The sequence below is a fragment of the Pseudomonas sp. JUb52 genome (genome assembly GCF_004341115.1).
GTDB classification, from domain to species: Bacteria; Pseudomonadota; Gammaproteobacteria; order Pseudomonadales; family Pseudomonadaceae; genus Chryseomonas; species Chryseomonas oryzihabitans.
The window spans coordinates 199,315-214,020 of the sequence record NZ_SLYS01000001.1 but is presented as its reverse complement, the minus strand read 5'-3'; the positions used below and the strand labels follow the sequence as shown (position 1 = coordinate 214,020).

Annotated in this window: 19 protein-coding genes; 14 read left to right on the top strand and 5 right to left on the bottom strand. The window is 66.5% G+C overall.

What is annotated here, in order from left to right; genetic code table 11:
- Positions 1 to 36 precede the first annotated feature (36 nt).
- The 12 genes from EC839_RS00995 to EC839_RS00940 all read left to right on the top strand — a co-directional run bounded on the left by EC839_RS00995 (position 37) and on the right by EC839_RS00940 (position 7,609).
- On the top strand, positions 37 to 642 hold the full coding sequence (locus EC839_RS00995) for a hypothetical protein (protein ID WP_132831847.1): 606 nt from the start codon (positions 37 to 39) through the stop codon (positions 640 to 642).
- A 77-nt stretch (positions 643 to 719) separates the two neighbouring features.
- Positions 720 to 1,016 carry a hypothetical protein gene (locus EC839_RS00990; protein ID WP_132831846.1) on the top strand — a complete coding sequence of 99 codons (297 nt, stop codon included), beginning with the start codon at positions 720 to 722 and terminating at the stop codon, positions 1,014 to 1,016.
- A 157-nt stretch (positions 1,017 to 1,173) separates the two neighbouring features.
- On the top strand, positions 1,174 to 1,641 hold the full coding sequence (locus EC839_RS00985; RefSeq protein ID WP_132831845.1) for a hypothetical protein: 468 nt from the start codon (positions 1,174 to 1,176) through the stop codon (positions 1,639 to 1,641).
- A 57-nt stretch (positions 1,642 to 1,698) separates the two neighbouring features.
- Positions 1,699 to 1,923: a hypothetical protein gene (locus tag EC839_RS00980; protein WP_132831844.1), complete on the top strand. Its 225-nt coding sequence runs from the start codon at positions 1,699 to 1,701 to the stop codon at positions 1,921 to 1,923.
- 2 nt (positions 1,924 to 1,925) lie between these two features.
- Positions 1,926 to 2,582 (top strand): hypothetical protein, encoded by a 657-nt coding sequence (locus tag EC839_RS00975; RefSeq protein WP_132831843.1) that lies wholly within the window; start codon positions 1,926 to 1,928, stop codon positions 2,580 to 2,582.
- Positions 2,579 to 2,914: a hypothetical protein gene (locus EC839_RS00970; protein ID WP_132831842.1), complete on the top strand. Its 336-nt coding sequence runs from the start codon at positions 2,579 to 2,581 to the stop codon at positions 2,912 to 2,914. The genes EC839_RS00975 and EC839_RS00970 overlap by 4 nt, the downstream gene beginning before the upstream one ends.
- Positions 2,915 to 3,145: 231 nt before the next feature.
- Entirely contained in the window at positions 3,146 to 3,361 is a 216-nt protein-coding gene (locus EC839_RS00965) for an excisionase (protein ID WP_058790612.1), read from the top strand.
- On the top strand, positions 3,342 to 4,442 hold the full coding sequence (locus tag EC839_RS00960) for a phage integrase Arm DNA-binding domain-containing protein (protein WP_132831841.1): 1,101 nt from the start codon (positions 3,342 to 3,344) through the stop codon (positions 4,440 to 4,442). Before EC839_RS00965 ends, EC839_RS00960 begins: the two co-directional genes overlap by 20 nt.
- A 42-nt stretch (positions 4,443 to 4,484) precedes the next feature.
- Positions 4,485 to 4,847, top strand: a complete 363-nt coding sequence (locus tag EC839_RS00955) for an ArsC family reductase (RefSeq protein WP_132831840.1) — start codon at positions 4,485 to 4,487, stop codon at positions 4,845 to 4,847.
- A gap of 73 nt (positions 4,848 to 4,920) precedes the next feature.
- Positions 4,921 to 5,955: a 2,3,4,5-tetrahydropyridine-2,6-dicarboxylate N-succinyltransferase gene (gene dapD / locus EC839_RS00950; RefSeq protein ID WP_042137936.1), complete on the top strand. Its 1,035-nt coding sequence runs from the start codon at positions 4,921 to 4,923 to the stop codon at positions 5,953 to 5,955.
- Positions 5,956 to 6,005: 50 nt separating this feature from the next.
- A complete protein-coding gene (locus EC839_RS00945; protein WP_132831839.1) occupies positions 6,006 to 7,214 on the top strand; it encodes an aminotransferase class V-fold PLP-dependent enzyme in 1,209 nt (402 codons plus the stop codon).
- Entirely contained in the window at positions 7,211 to 7,609 is a 399-nt protein-coding gene (locus tag EC839_RS00940; RefSeq protein ID WP_132831838.1) for a SufE family protein, read from the top strand. The genes EC839_RS00945 and EC839_RS00940 overlap by 4 nt, the downstream gene beginning before the upstream one ends.
- Here EC839_RS00940 and tadA read toward each other — a convergent pair.
- On the bottom strand, positions 7,606 to 8,109 hold the full coding sequence (tadA, locus tag EC839_RS00935; RefSeq protein ID WP_132831837.1) for a tRNA adenosine(34) deaminase TadA: 504 nt from the start codon (positions 8,107 to 8,109) through the stop codon (positions 7,606 to 7,608). The two genes, EC839_RS00940 and tadA, sit on opposite strands and share 4 nt — an antisense overlap.
- 251 nt (positions 8,110 to 8,360) lie before the next feature.
- Between tadA and EC839_RS00930 the strand changes: the two genes are divergently transcribed.
- Complete coding sequence (locus EC839_RS00930; RefSeq protein WP_132831836.1) at positions 8,361 to 10,583, top strand: ATP-binding protein; 2,223 nt, start codon at positions 8,361 to 8,363, stop codon at positions 10,581 to 10,583.
- Between the two features lie 202 nt (positions 10,584 to 10,785).
- Complete coding sequence (locus EC839_RS00925) at positions 10,786 to 11,373, top strand: LysE family translocator (protein ID WP_132831835.1); 588 nt, start codon at positions 10,786 to 10,788, stop codon at positions 11,371 to 11,373.
- Here the strand turns inward: EC839_RS00925 and EC839_RS00920 are convergent.
- The 4 genes from EC839_RS00920 to EC839_RS00905 all read right to left on the bottom strand — a co-directional run bounded on the left by EC839_RS00920 (position 11,359) and on the right by EC839_RS00905 (position 14,579).
- On the bottom strand, positions 11,359 to 12,186 hold the full coding sequence (locus EC839_RS00920) for an AraC family transcriptional regulator (protein ID WP_132831834.1): 828 nt from the start codon (positions 12,184 to 12,186) through the stop codon (positions 11,359 to 11,361). The genes EC839_RS00925 and EC839_RS00920 overlap by 15 nt on opposite strands.
- Positions 12,187 to 12,256: 70 nt before the next feature.
- Positions 12,257 to 13,138, bottom strand: a complete 882-nt coding sequence (locus tag EC839_RS00915) for an NAD(P)-dependent oxidoreductase (protein WP_132831833.1) — start codon at positions 13,136 to 13,138, stop codon at positions 12,257 to 12,259.
- 72 nt (positions 13,139 to 13,210) lie between these two features.
- Positions 13,211 to 13,966, bottom strand: coding sequence for a molybdopterin-dependent oxidoreductase (locus EC839_RS00910; RefSeq protein ID WP_093254536.1), 756 nt, complete (start codon positions 13,964 to 13,966; stop codon positions 13,211 to 13,213).
- The gene (locus EC839_RS00905; protein WP_132831832.1) at positions 13,953 to 14,579 is read right to left on the bottom strand and encodes a cytochrome b/b6 domain-containing protein; all 627 of its coding nucleotides are present in this window, start codon (positions 14,577 to 14,579) and stop codon (positions 13,953 to 13,955) included. The genes EC839_RS00910 and EC839_RS00905 overlap by 14 nt, the downstream gene beginning before the upstream one ends.
- Positions 14,580 to 14,706: the final 127 nt, after the last annotated feature.

Here is a 14,706-nt window from a genome sequence, read left to right as displayed (position 1 = left end):
CTCACGCCATCTGGCGTACCGACAGAGTATTGACCCATGAACATGAAACAGAGCTGCAAGGCGCTGATCTGCGCCATTGAGGGCGAGCTGGACGGCCGCCACTGCACGGAAGAACAGGCTGCGGCGATCCTGGATCACGCGCTGCCGAGCTTGACCGAGGCCCTGGCGCTGGCCGAGGCGGAACGGGATCGCTACAAGGCGGCCTGGATGGAGTTCATGGACAGGACCGATTGGATGCAGGAGAAGGGGCAAGTGCCGGCGAAGTACCTGGCCCAGCACCGAGCTGACGTCCTCACGGCGATGCTCAATGAAGCCCGCGCCGCCCTCGCCACCCAGCCCGCCGCTGGTGAGCAGATCTATCAGCTGCGAAATCCAAAAATCGGCCCCGAATGGCATGAGGTAGATCAGGTCGCTTACGACGAATTCTCCAGCATGCCGGCATACGAGCGTCGCACGCTGTGGACCGCCCCGCCTGCCGCCGCGCATGGGGATGAGGCGGTGCGGAAGGATGCGACGGAGTCAGCCATTCAGCGTGCATGCGGCGTACTCCCAGAAGGCTGGAGCATGCAGATAGACCTGGAGCGGGATGCTGGCTGGGTAACTCTATTCAACCCCTGGGGCAGAGCTGTGGATTTTGGCTAGGCCTTCGGGAGCATCGGTGCCCATGTTGAGGCTGCCATCGACGCCGCCATGCGCGCCCAGGGCGACGGAGGTGAGGCATGAGCCGTGTCGTTTTCTACGCTGGCAACGTCGGCACCATCGGCCACGTCGACAGCGGGCGTGCCACGCTGGCTTGCGCCCTTGCGTGCCTGGGCCACGAGGTCGTGGAGATCGACCGGGACGAAGCCACACGCACCGCTGAGCTGGCGCAGCTGACGGCCCTGGCGGACCGGGAATTCGACGTGCCTGACTGTGGCGCCCCGCTGCATGGCCGGCTCCGCGATCCTCAACGCAAGGCCGACCGGAAAGCCCGCATGCGTGACCTGCAGCGCCGGGCGTTCGAGGGGCGGCCATGAAAGGCTCCATGTCCCGCTTCTCCTTCCAGCACTCCACATCCATCTGCGACATCTGCGGCAAGCCTCGTAACCGGGGCCAGGGTCCGGCGCGGCATGACCGCTGCTCGAAGATCCGCCAGCAGATGCACGCAAAACGTCACGCCAGCTGAGGTGAACTATGCCTGGAGGAGCCCCTCCCCGCCGCCGGCTTGAAGTCCGCGGCGAGCTTCTGACCCTGCGCGAGATAGCCGAACGCTACGGCATCCCCTATCGCGCCATCCATGACCGCTACTATGCCCAGTGCCTGGAAGGTGAAGACCTCATCAAGCCGCTGCGCAAGACGACCACGGAGATCATCGACGCCTGCAAAGCCACCGGCCTGTCCGCCCCCGCTATGCGCTACCGCAAAGCGACCGGTAAGGACCTCTACGCGCCAGCACGTCCACGGCTGAGCGAGGAGGAGCTGGCGCTGCTGGACCGGATATCCCGCGAGACCGGCATTGCGCGAAATGTCCTGAACACCCGCTACTACCGCGGATGGCGAGGCGAAAAGCTCCGCCAGCCGGCCCGGCGATGCATCTGCAAGAGCATCGATCGCGACCTGGAAGACTGGCTGCCAGCTTCCCGGAATCGCAAGTCCGCCTGATCCCCTTCCTACTCCTACCCCATTGAACCTGCGCCCTGGCGCGGGATGAGGACTGTCATGTCTGAACAAATCGAGATCCGCATGGGCGCCATGGCGCCAAGCCTGGTCGAGCAGCTAGTACCCCATGGTGTGAGCCAGGAGGCCGCCGAGCGATTCGAGCGCCTGAACAAGGCCATCACCGGGCTGCGCCTGGGCGACCTGCTGCCAGACGCTCAGGCGAAGAAGTGCCGCGACAAGCTGTTCAAGCAGATCGAGAAAGAGCTGCAGCGCGCGGGAGCGTAGCCATGGAAAAGATTGCAGACGCAAAGATCCGCCGCCAGCTGGTAGAGGGCGTCGGCGTAAATGACGCCGACTACCAGGTGAAGATTGTAGGGCAGAACAGTCGCACTGCTGATGGGCGGCGCATCCAAAAGTACTTGTGGGAGTGCCCGTTCTATAGCAGATGGAAGGGGATGCTAAGGCGCTGCTACAACTCCAGATACAAGGCCACGCGGCCAACTTACGCGGGCTGCTCTGTCGTTGACTCATGGCTCGTCTTCTCCAACTTCAAGAGCTGGATGGAGAAGCAAGATTGGCAGGGCAAGGAAATCGACAAGGACCTGCTGGTGCCTGGCAATAAGCTGTACGGCCCAGACACCTGTGTGTTCATCGATAGAGCCGTCAACGTCTTCCTCACCGAGCGCAAGGGCGACAGAAGCGCTGGCCTTGTAGGCGTCTATCAAGAGCGTCGGAGGAGAGGATTTAAGGCGAACTGCCAAGACGTCGACTCTGGCCGCCAGATCTACCTCGGGCGCTTCGCTACCGCCGAGGAAGCGCACGAGGCCTGGAGAAAATTCAAGCTGAGCCAGGCACTGATACTTGCCGCTAGACAATCCGACCCTAGGGTCGCCGCGGCCCTAATCGCCCGTTACCAGGCCCAAGAAGCTCAGGAGGCTGCATGAGCACAGACCGCGAACTGCTGGAGCTGGCGGCGAAGGCTGCCGGCTACGAGATCGAGTGGGTGCGTAACTCCGGATGCCATTACCGCTGCGAGGAAGAGATCGGGCGCGAGCAATGGTGCCCACTGGACGACGACGGTGACGCGCTGCGACTGGCTGCAGCGCTGCGACTGCAGATTCTGCCCGGCAAGCATCATAGGGACGGGTGCAGTGTGAATCCGACACACCACAATACGCCCGGCGTGACTTCATTCGTCGAGAGCAAAGACATGGCCGAGCAAATGCGCCGTGCCATCACCTGGGCGGCCGCCGAGATCGGCAGGGCCATGCCATGAGCTGGAGACCTGCTATCTACCGAGACTCGCCCAGAGAAAAGCTCCAGCATCGCCGGGACATGATGGGTGATAAGCGCAGGAACGGCCGGCTGCTGATCAAAGGACGCCGCTGGGCATTCATCTATCGCCGCCTGATTCGCCTGGCGATAAGCGGGAGGCGCCAGTGAGCCGAATCGAGCACGCAATCGGCTCACCTGATGAGCCGGACACCCAAGATTAACCGGAGGCGATATGCCCAAGATGACCCTGGAGAAGTGGGGCGAGACGAACTTCGACCCCCAGCCCGCCTTGAACACCCTGCGCAAATGGGCACGCGAGGGCAGGATCTTCCCAGCGCCGGTGAAGCACGGCCGGAGCTACTATGTCGATCCGGATGCCCAGTACATCAAGCCCGGATCGCTGCGGGCCCGAGTGACGGAGAAACGCCATGGCAGCAAGGCCGCGTAAGACCGGATCGAAAGACCTCCCGCCCAACCTCTACCGCAAGCTCGACGCCCGCAACGGGGTCACCTACTACAGCTATCGCGACCCGGTGTCCGGCCGGACCTTCGGCCTGGGCACCGACAAGCAAGCTGCCATCATGGAAGCCCACACCCAGAACCTCGACCTGATGGGCCGGGCCCTGCCCAGCCTGGCGGAGCGGATTGCGTCAGCGCCGCGGCGACCGTTCGCGTCGTGGATCGAGCAGTACCAGAAGGACTATGAGAAGAAGGGGCTGGCGCCATCGTCCGTGCGCAACGTGCGGATGAGGCTGGCCAACCTGGTGAAGCGCTTCGGGGATCATGACATCGGCGAGATCTCGACCTTCGCCGTAGCCTCCTACCTAAAGGAGATGGCTGAGGCCGGGAAGGCGCAGATGGCCAGGGCGATGCGCTCGCTGCTGCGGGACGTCTTCAATGAGGCCATCGCTGCGGGCTGGCGGAAGGACAACCCTGTCGATGTGACGAAGGCGGCCCGGGTGACGATTCAGCGCCAGCGGCTCACGCTGGAGACCTGGCGGCTGATCTATGAGGAGGCCAGGCAGCCCTGGCTGAAGCGAGCCATGGAGCTGGCGGTGCTGACGGGGCAGCGGCGGGATGACCTGGCGCGCATGCAGTTCCGGGACGTGGTGGACGGCGCGCTGCAGGTGGAGCAGTCGAAGACAGGGATGCGGCTCAGGCTGAGCACAGAGATCCGACTGGAATGCCTCGGCCTGGACCTGGGCGAGGTGATTCGCTCGTGCCGTGACCGGGTGCTGGCCAAGACCCTGATCCATCACTCGAAGCGGGTCAGCGCGGCCAAGCCTGGTGATCCGCTGATGCTCGACACCCTGTCGAAGGCCTTCGCGGAAGCGCGGGACCGGGCGGCGGCCAAGGCTGGCATCACGTTCGGCGACTCTCCGCCGACCTTCCACGAGCAGCGGTCGCTGGCGGCGCGCCTGCACGAAGCCGAGGGCCGGAGTGCCCAGGCATTACTCGGCCACAAGTCGTCGAAAACCACGGCGATCTACCGGGACAGCCGGGGCGCCGAGTGGGTCAGCGTGGCATAATAGTTTTGGAGAGATTTTGGAGAGGTTTTGGAGAAGTCCTCTATGCCGCGTGAAACCTATAGTCTGAGCCTCTACGGCATCAAGGCCTGTGACACCATGAAGAAGGCCCGCCTGTGGCTCGACGAGCACGGCCAGGCCTATCACTTCCATGACTACAAGCAGAGCGGCATCGACCGCGAGCGGCTGGCGGCCTGGTGCGCGGAGCATGGCTGGGACAAGGTGCTCAATCGCGCCGGTACCACCTTCCGCAAGCTCGACGAGGCCCAGAAGGCCGACCTCGACACCGCCAAGGCCATCGACCTGATGCTGGCGCAGCCTTCGATGATCAAGCGACCCGTGCTCGATCTGGGCGACCGTACCCTGCTGGGCTTCAAGCCCGAGCTCTATGCCGCGGCCCTGAACTGATCCCGCGGCCACCGCCCCTACTACCGAACATCTCGCACCGACCGGATCGGTGCCTCTGCAAAGGAACAGTCTCATGTCGAATGCCCTCTTCAGTATCGCCTTCGGTGTCGGCACCCAGAATCGCCAGGACGCCTGGCTGGAAGTCTTCTATGCGCAGCCACTGCTGAATCCCCCGGCGGCGCTGGTGGAGGCGGTCGCGCCGCTGCTGGACTACCAGGGTGGCAACCAGGCCATCGCCTTCGCCCCGGCCCAGGCCCGCGGTCTGGCCGAAGCCCTCAAGGGCATCGATGCCGTGCAGTCGGCCCTGCTGACCCGCCTGGCCGAAAGCACCAAGCCGCTGGTGGCCACCCTGCTGGCGGAAGACGCCGCCCCCGCCTCCACCCCCGAGGCCTATCTGAAGCTGCACCTGCTGTCCCACCGTCTGGTCAAGCCCCACGGCCTGAACCTCAGCGGCATCTTCGCCCTGCTGCCCAACGTGGCCTGGACCAACCAGGGCGCCGTCGACCTGGCCGAGCTGCCGGCCGAACAGCTTGAAGCCCGCCTGCGCGGCAAGCTGCTGGAAGTCTTCTCGGTGGACAAATTTCCCAAGATGACCGACTACGTGGTGCCGGCCGGCGTGCGCATCGCCGATACCGCCCGCGTGCGCCTGGGTGCCTATGTGGGTGAAGGCACCACGGTGATGCACGAAGGCTTCGTCAACTTCAACGCCGGTACCGCCGGCCCCGGCATGATCGAAGGCCGCGTTTCCGCGGGCGTCTTCGTCGGCAAGGGCTCGGACCTGGGCGGTGGCTGCTCCACCATGGGCACCCTGTCGGGCGGCGGCAACATCATCATCAGTGTGGGCGAAGGCTGCCTGATCGGCGCCAACGCCGGCATCGGCATCCCGCTGGGCGATCGCTGCACCGTGGAATCCGGTCTCTATGTGACCGCCGGCACCAAGGTGGCGGTGCTGGACGACCAGAATCAGCTGGTGCGCGTGGTCAAGGCCCGTGAGCTGGCCGGTCAGAGCGATCTGCTGCTGCGCCGCAATTCGGAAACCGGTGCGGTCGAGTGCAAGACCAACAAGACCGCCATCGAACTCAACGAAGCGCTGCACGCGCACAACTGAGTCCACAACCGGGCAGCCCGCCTCGCGCGGGCTACCCCGGAGCTGTCGCCATGTCGCTACCCTCCCCCTGGAGAGCCGAGTTTCCGGCTTTCACCGCCTTCGCCGCCGATGGCATCACCTACCTCGACAGCGCCGCCACGGCGCAGAAGCCCCAGGTGGTGCTGGATGCCCTGCTGGCCAGCTACAGCCTGGGTGCGGCCAATGTGCACCGGGCCCAGCACTGGGCTGCCGAGCGCGCCACCGCCGCCTACGAAGGCGCCCGGGGGCGGATCGCCGCCTGGTTGGGCGCCACCGCACCGCACGAGGTGGTGCTGACCCGCGGCGCGACCGAGGCGCTCAACCTGCTGGCCTACGGGCTGGAAAACGCCTTCGCGGCCGGGGACGAAATCCTCATCAGCGCCTTGGAGCATCACGCCAACCTCTTGCCCTGGCAACAGTTGGCCCGGCGTCGCGACCTTGCACTCAGGGTCATCCCCCTGACCCCTAGCGGTCATCTGGACCTGGCAGCCGCCGAGCGGTTGCTGGGGCCACGAACGCGCGTGGTCGCGGTCAGCCAACTGTCCAATGTGCTCGGCACCTGGCAGCCGCTGGCGGAACTCGCAGCCCTGGTCCGGGCACGCTCGCCGGCCTGGCTGGTGGTGGACGGCGCCCAGGGCGCGGTCCATGGACGGCATCGCCCGGCCGACTTCGATGCCGATTTCTATGTCTTTTCCGGCCACAAGCTCTATGCCCCCGAGGCCATCGGCGTGCTCTGGGGCAAGGCCGACTGCCTGGCGCAGCTCAAGCCCTGGCAGTTCGGCGGCGAGATGGTGCAACACACCACCTTCACCGACGCCCGCTTCCAAGCCGCGCCCATGGGCTTCGAGGCGGGGACGCCGTCCATAGGCGCGGCCATCGCCCTGGGCGCGGCGGTCGACTGGCTGCAGGGCCAGGACGAGACGCTGATCCGCGGTCACGAGCAGGCCCTGAGTCTGAAGCTGCTGGCCGGGCTGGCCGCCCGCGACGGTGTGCGAGTGCTGGGCGAACCCCAGATCGCCCTGGCCAGCTTCCAGGTCGCGGGCGTCGACGTCGGCGATCTTTCCCATCTGCTGGGGGAACAGGGCATCGCGGTGCGCGCCGGTCAGCACTGCGCCATGCCGCTGTTCCAGACCCTGCAGACCCCCGGCGCACTGCGGGTCTCCCTGGGCCTGTACAACGATGCCGAGGATCTGCAGCGCTTTTTCACTGCCCTGGACAAGGCCCTGGAGCTCTTGCGATGAATCTGCTTCCCGATGCGGCGGAAGCCCGCCGCGCCTTCGTCATCGCCAAGGGCTGGGAGGCGCGCTCGCGACTGCTGCTGCAGTGGGCCGAGCGCCTGCCGGCGGTGCTCGAGGAGCGTGACGAGGACCTGGTACAGGGCTGCGAGAGCCGGGTGCGCCTGACCCATGAAGCCCAGGGCGATCGTCACTTCTTTCGTGCCAGCAGCGAATCCCGGGTGCTCAAGGGACTGCTCGCCGTGGTGCTGGTGCGCGCCAATGGCCTGAGCCGCGAAGAATTGGGCCGCCTCGACATCCACGGCTGGCTGGGCGAACTCGGCCTGGAACGGCAGCTGTCGCAATCGCGCAGCAATGGCCTGAATGCCGTGCTCACGCGGATGCGCGAACTGGCGGCCTAGCCTTCGCGGGCCGCCGGATTGCGCCGCGCGCGGAAGAACTCGGTCAGCACCTGGCCACAGGCCTCGGCCAGCACCCCGCCCTCCACCAGCACCCGGTGGTTGAGGAAGTCCTGCTCGAAGAAGCGCCCGCGACTCTGGGCCATGCCGGCGCGCGGCTCGCTGGCGCCATAGACCAGGCGCTGGATGCGACTGTGGACGATGAGGCCGGCGCACATGCTGCAGGGTTCGAGCGTCACATAGAGGGTCGCACCCGGCAGCCGGTAGTTGGCCAGGCGCGCGGCGGCGTCGCGAATCGCCTGCATCTCGGCATGGGCGCTGGGATCGTGGGCACCGATGGGCCGATTGAAGCCGCGGCCGATGATCTCGCCGTCGAGCACCACCACGGCGCCGACCGGCACCTCGCCCTGGGCGGCGCCCTGCTCCGCCAGGGCCAGGGCCTCACGTATGAAGAGGTCATCCCGGCTGCGGTCGATGATGGGCAAGGGGCGGAAGCGGGCCATGACTGAACTCTGGACAAAGCGCCATGATACCGCCGTCAGCCCGGGAGGCCAGCCGCGGGATCCGCCGTCAAAGATGAACGCCTAAGCAAAAAATGATCGCGATAATAGTTATCAGGTACCGACAATGCGAAACTCACGCGATGGCTGTCAGCAGTGCGTGAACGGCATCACATTCACAGCCATTCGGTGCTGAAGCTTTAACAGGGCCGCCTCGATGCGGTCCTATTCGAGAGTTCATCTGAGACAGTCGCATGATTGCTGCACCCTCCGGTCAGTCCCTGCAAAGCTGCGAAAGCGAGCCGATCCGCATTCCAGGCGCTATCCAGGCACACGGCTACCTCGTCGCTTTCGATGAGGCGGAGGGGCTGATCAAGCATGTCAGTCGCAATCTGCCCGAGCTGCTCGGCAAGCCCCAGGTCGAGCTGCTGGATCGACCGCTGCAACAGGTGTTGCCCTTCGAGCTGTTCGAACAGGTGCGGCAGGCCCTGACCCTGGAGCATCTGGAAGAAGCCAATCCGTTGAGCTGGACGCGCCCGGCCCGCGACATGGACGTGATCCTGCATCGCAACCATGGCCTGGTGTTCCTGGAATTCGAGCCGGACGACCATGGCGGCGTCGAGCCCGCCGGGCTGGCCCGCGCCCTGGCCCGCCTGCAGCAGGCGCGTACCCTGCCCGAGCTGTGCGAGGGTGCGGTGCGCGAGGTGCGCGCCCTGACCGGCTTCGATCGGGTGGTGGTCTATCGCTTCGATGATGGCGGCGATGGCCAGGTGGTGGCCGAAGATCGCATCGAGGACATCGACAGCTACCTGGGCATGCACTTTCCGGCAAGCGACATCCCCGCCCAGGCCCGGGCGCTCTATCACGAGAACTGGATCCGCAACATTCCCGATGCCCAGTACGAGGCGATCCCGCTGATACCGGCCTTTCTGCATGGCACCGAGCGCGACCCCATCGATCTGACCCATGCCGTCCTGCGCAGCGTATCGCCCATCCACTGCCAGTATGTCCGCAACCAGGGCCTGCGCGCCTCCATGAGCGTGTCGCTGATCAGCGACGACAAGCTCTGGGGGCTGATCAGCTGTGGCCACCGCCACCCCCTGTATCTGCCCTATCGCACGCGGATGGCCTGCCGCTCCGTCGGGGTACTGGTGTCGCTGATGATCCGCGCCTTGGAGAATCGCCAGGTGCAGCGCGAGATCGACGCCCGCGAGGCCCAATTGGCGGCGCTGATCCAGGGCATGTGCAACAGCCGTGACGAGGTGCTCAGCGGACTCTGCGAGCGGCCCACCGACCTCCTGGAGCTGGTGGATGCCGCCGGGGTCGCGGTGCTTGTGGAGGACGAGCTCTGTACCCTGGGAGAATGCCCTGGCGCGGAGGACATTCGCGTCCTCGCCGCCTGGGTCACGGCCGAGATGGACGCTTCGGGCATCTATGCGACCCGCTGCCTGGCCGACGAATTACCCGACGCCCGCCGCTACAGTGCCAGAGCGAGCGGCGTGCTGGCTCTGGCACTGCCCAAGCCGGTGCGCAACCTAGTGCTCTGGTTCCGCCCCGAAATCGTCACCACCGTGGTCTGGAGCGGCAACCCGGCCAAGCTGGAAGTCACGGCGCCCGCGCCGGGCCCAGGGCTCAATTATCCGCATCCGCGGCGCTCCTTCGATGCCTGGAAGGAACTGGTGCGGCTGCGTTCCGAACGCTGGCGCCCCGCCGATCTGTTCGCCGCCAAGGACCTGCGCCGCTCGGCCATCGAGCTGGACCTGGCGCGCCAGGTCGAGCGCGAACGGCAGGCGGTGCGGCTGCGCGACGAGATCGTCGCGGCGGTCTCCCATGACCTGCGCAGCCCCATCACCATCATCCTGATGAAGGTCGGGATGCTGCAGCGCCAGCTGGAAAAACTGGCCCCGGACGATGACCGCCTGCCCGGTTCGCTGGAGGTGATAGAGACCGCGGCCAGTCGCATGAACGCCCTGATCAACGACCTGCTGGACCTGTCGAAGATCGAATCGGATCGCCTGGCGCTGGATCTGAAGCCGGCGCGCCTGGCCGACGTCTGCGCACAACCCATCCTGCTGTCGCGCCCGCTGGCGGAGATCAAGAACATCAGCCTGGAATACGCCGCCGATCCGGATCTCCAGGTGCTGGTGGAAGCCGAGCGCATCTTCCAGGTGCTGATGAATCTGCTGGGCAATGCCATCAAGTTCACCGCCCCAGGCGGTCTGGTACAACTCAGCATGCGACAGGTCGGCGACCTGGCGGAGATCAGCGTGACGGACAATGGTCGCGGCATGGACCAGGCGCAACAGGCGCGGGTGTTCGAGCGCTTCTGGCATGTCCAGGAAGACAACCCCACCGGTCATGGCCTGGGGCTGTACATCGCCAAGGGCATCGTCGAAGCCCACGGCGGCGAGCTGAGCGTCACCAGCGCCCTGGGTCAGGGCAGCACCTTCAGCTTCACCCTGCCTATCGCGCCCTAGCGCAACCGGACGAGAGAAAGGCAAGCCCCGGTGGCCGACAGCGACGTTGAAACCACCGGGGGAGCGCTGGGCTCGCTGTAATGGACGCCAGCGAAACGCCGCGAATTCCCGCCTTTCGTCGGGCTCGCAGGGTCATTTTCTTCAATACCGCCAAGGGTCATCCTCGCTAGGTTCAGGTCTTCCCAACCGTAGAGACCTCGCGATGACCCTGATCCTGTCCATGGCCGCCTTCGCCCTGGTGGCTTCCCTCTCCCCCGGCCCGGTCAATCTGGTGGGCTTCAACACCGGTCTCACCCATGGCTGGCGGCCGGCCCTGTGGCATGTCGCCGGGGCCACCCTGGGCTTCGTCGTCCTGCTGGTCGCCGTCGGCCTCGGCCTGCACGAGATGCTGGCTGCCTGGCCGGCGCTGCTCTGGATACTGCGCGTGGCGGGCGCCTTCTTCCTGCTGTACCTGGCCTGGAAACTGGCACGGGCCTCGGGTGACCTGGGCAGCGGCGCGCTGACGGCCTGCCCGGGCTTTCGCGATGGCGCCCTGCTCCAGTGGCTCAATCCCAAGGCCTGGCTCGCCGCCGCGGCCGGGGTGGCGCTGTTCGTCGGCGAGGATCGCGGCCGCCTGGCGCTGTTCGCCGGCCTCTACCTGGTGATCTGCTTCGCCTCCCTGGCCTGCTGGGCGGTAGCCGGCCAGTGGCTGCGTGGTCGTGCCCTGACGCCAGGTCGCCTGCGTCTGCTCAATCGCGGCCTCGCCGCGCTGCTGGTGCTCTGCGCCGCGACTCTGCTATGGGAGGGCTGACGCGGCGCGATACTGACCGGGGGTGGCCGCCACCAGGCGCTTGAAGGTGCGCTGCAGGTGGGCCTGGTCGGCGAAACCGGTGGCCAGGGCGACCTCGGCCAGCCCCTCGCCCTGGCGCAGCCGTTGCCGTGCCAGGCGAATGCGCCGGTCGATCAGGTAGGCATGGGGCGTCAGACCATAGTGCTGGCGAAAGCTGCGAATCAGCTGGGTGGGCGAGAGATCGGCCACCTGGCTCAACTGCGCCAGGCTGACCCCTTCGCCGCAATGGGCATCGAGAAATTCGGCGGCACGCCTCAGCCGGCGATCCTCGCGCAGCCGTGCGGGCGCGACCGGCGTACGCCCCAGTCGCGCCAGCACGGCTGCGAAGTACAGCAGCGTCTGGCTCTGGCGCTGCAGGGTAAGGCTGTCGGGATCCACCAGGCAGGCATGCAGGGCTTCCAGGCCGGCATAGAGCTGGCCGTCCCGGGACAGCTGTGCCGCCAGGGGCTGGAAGTCGTCGTGACCTGGGCGCTGCAGCTCGGCCAGCCAGCCGGCGTCGACGTGCAGCATGCGATAGCGCCAGGCGACCTCGCCCTGGGGATTGCAGGCATGGACGTCACCGGGATTCATCAGCACCAGGGTCCCCGCCCCTACCAGCTCGCGGGTCCGGCCATTGTGATAGCGACTGCGCCCACCCAGCACGGTGCCGATGGAAAAGGTCTCGTGGGAGTGCGGGGCATAGCAGAGCGCGCGGCCGTCCTGGATGGAGCGGGCTTCGAGAAAGGGCAGCGCGGGATCGCGCCAGAACTGGGGGACGGCGCCAATAGCGGTCATGCGGCAGGGATTCCGGGACGACGGATCGGATCAGTCTAGACGTCGTCCCGGGAGGGGGAAAGCCAGGCGGTCAACGCGTGGCGGCGTCTTCGGCTTCTTCCAGCAGGACATCGGCGGTGATCAGGTAGTCGGCGTCCGGGTGCAGCTCGGCGCCCAGCGCCAGTTGCTGCGCCGCGGCGGCCAGGGTCGGCGCGCCCTGGTAGGTGGCGTTGAGTTCGGCCAGCAGGAGGCCCATGTCCTTGTGCATCAGCGCCGCCGGGAATTGCGGGGCGAAATCGCCGTCGCGCAGGGCTGCCAGCTTGCGCTGGTGATGGGGCGAGAGCACCGCCAGATCGCCGAACACCTCGAACAGCACCTCGGCATCCAGGCCGGCGCGGGTGGCATAGGCCAGGGCTTCGGCCAGGGCGGCGAGTCCGGCGCCCATCAGGCCGTTGATGGCCAGCTTGATGGCCGCGCCCTGCCCGGTCGAACCGACGTGGTGCACGGTCTTGCCCAGGACTTCCAGGATCGGCCACGCACGTTCCACCGCTTCGGGCTCGCCGCCGGCCAGGATCACCAGCTGCGCCTTTTCCGCCTCGGGCGTACTGCCGGACACCGGCGCCTCGACCACGGCGATGCCGCGGGCCCGGCCGGCCGCTTCCAGACGCAGCGACAGCGCCGGCGAGTTGGTGCTGGTGTTGATCAGCAGGCGACCGGATTCCAGGCGAGCGAGGACACCGTCTGGCCCGAGCAAGACCTGTTCGAGGATGGCATCGTTGGGCAGGGAAACGATGATTACGTCGGCCTGGGGCAACAGGGTCGCCAGGGGCTCCATGGGCGTGCCGTGGCGCTCGCCGTCCTGCTGGTGCTCGGCATAGGCGCTGACCGCATAGCCGGCCTCGCGCAGGTTGGCGCCCATGCGCTGGGCCATGGCGCCAAAGCCGATGAAACCGATCGAGGGATGAGCGGACATGAGGGGAGCTCCCGGTAGAGGATGGTGGTATCTCGACTCTGCCTCCGGGCCGGGGTTCCGCCCTGCAAGGCCCTAGATCCCGCTGAACCAGTTGTAGCCCTGGTCCTCCCAGTAGCCACCGGGATAGTCGTTGGTCACGAACAGCGCCTGGATGTGCTTGGGATTCTTGAAGCCGAGCTTGGTGGGTACCCGCAGCCGCAGCGGATAGCCGTAGTCCGGCGGCAGGGCCACCTGGCCGAAGTCCAGCGCCAGCAGGGTCTGGGGATGCAGCGCCGAGGCCATGTCGATGCTGGAGTAGTAGCGGTCGGCGCACTTGAAGCCGACGTACTTGGCCGTGGTGTCGGCGCCGATGCGTTCTAGGAAGGTGCGCAGCGGCACCCCGCCCCACTGGCCGATGGCGCTCCAGCCTTCGATGCAGATGAAGCGGGTGATGTCGGCGCGCTGCGGCAGGCGGCGCAGGTCTTCCAGGGTCCAGGCCTGCTTGTTGGCGACCAGACCGGAAACCTCCAGGCGGTAGTCACTCAGGTCCACTTCCGGGACGTTGTATTCGGGATAGAAGGCGTTGAAGGGAAAGGGGTTGGTGATCTGGCTGGCGGCATAGGTCGGCGCCAGGCGCTCGCGGCCGAACAGCCAGGCCTGCACTCGGTCGTTGAAACGCGACATCGACCAGAGCACCTTGTCGACGCTGTCGCCGTCCTGCAGGTTGCAGCCGCTGAGCATCGCCAGGGCGCCCACGGTCAGGCCCTGCTTGAGCAGCAGGCGTCGTTGCAGATTTTCCACCTGCCGCTGTTGCGCCGGCTCCAGGCGCAGGCGTTCACGCCGACTCATCGTTAACCTCCTCGTGCGCCCGGCCGGTGATCATCGGCGGCAGGGTGCGGGGGACCAGGATGACCAGGGCCAGGTGCACGACGACGAAGGCGCCGATGCCGGCCATGGCGAAGAAATGCACGTAGCGGGCGGTGTCGAAGCCGCCGAGCAGCGCGGCCAATCCCTGCAGCTGCACGGGTTTCCAGATGGCCAGCCCGGAGAGCACCACCAGCACCCCGAGCGCCAGCACGCCCCAGTAGAGCAGGCGCTGCACGGCGTTGTAGGTGCCGAGCCGATGACCCAGGCGCAAGCGCACGGCGGCGGCGAAATCGCGGCCGATGGCGCGCGGCGACAGCGGCAGGAAATCGCGCCGGAAGTGGCCGCTGAACAGGCCATAGAGCAGATAGACCAGGCCGTTCACCACCAGCAGCCAGAACACCGCCAGGTGCCAGGCGATGGCACCGCCCAGCCAGCCGCCAAGGGTCGCCCAGGCGGGAAAGGTGAAGGGGAATAGCGGCGAGGCGTTGTAGATCGCCCAGCCGCTCATGAACATGCAGGGCATCGCCAGGGCGTTGAGCCAGTGGGTGAGGCGCACCGGCCAGCGGTGCACCAGGCGCCGTCGCGAGGTGGTCATGACATGTCCCTCTCTACCGCGAGATGGGGGCGGTCGCCATCTCAACGAGGCGACCGCGGGGGCTTGGAGCCTGTTCACGATCTCGCGAGCTAGAGACAAACAAGGCCTAAGGCGGCCCCGCGAAAAT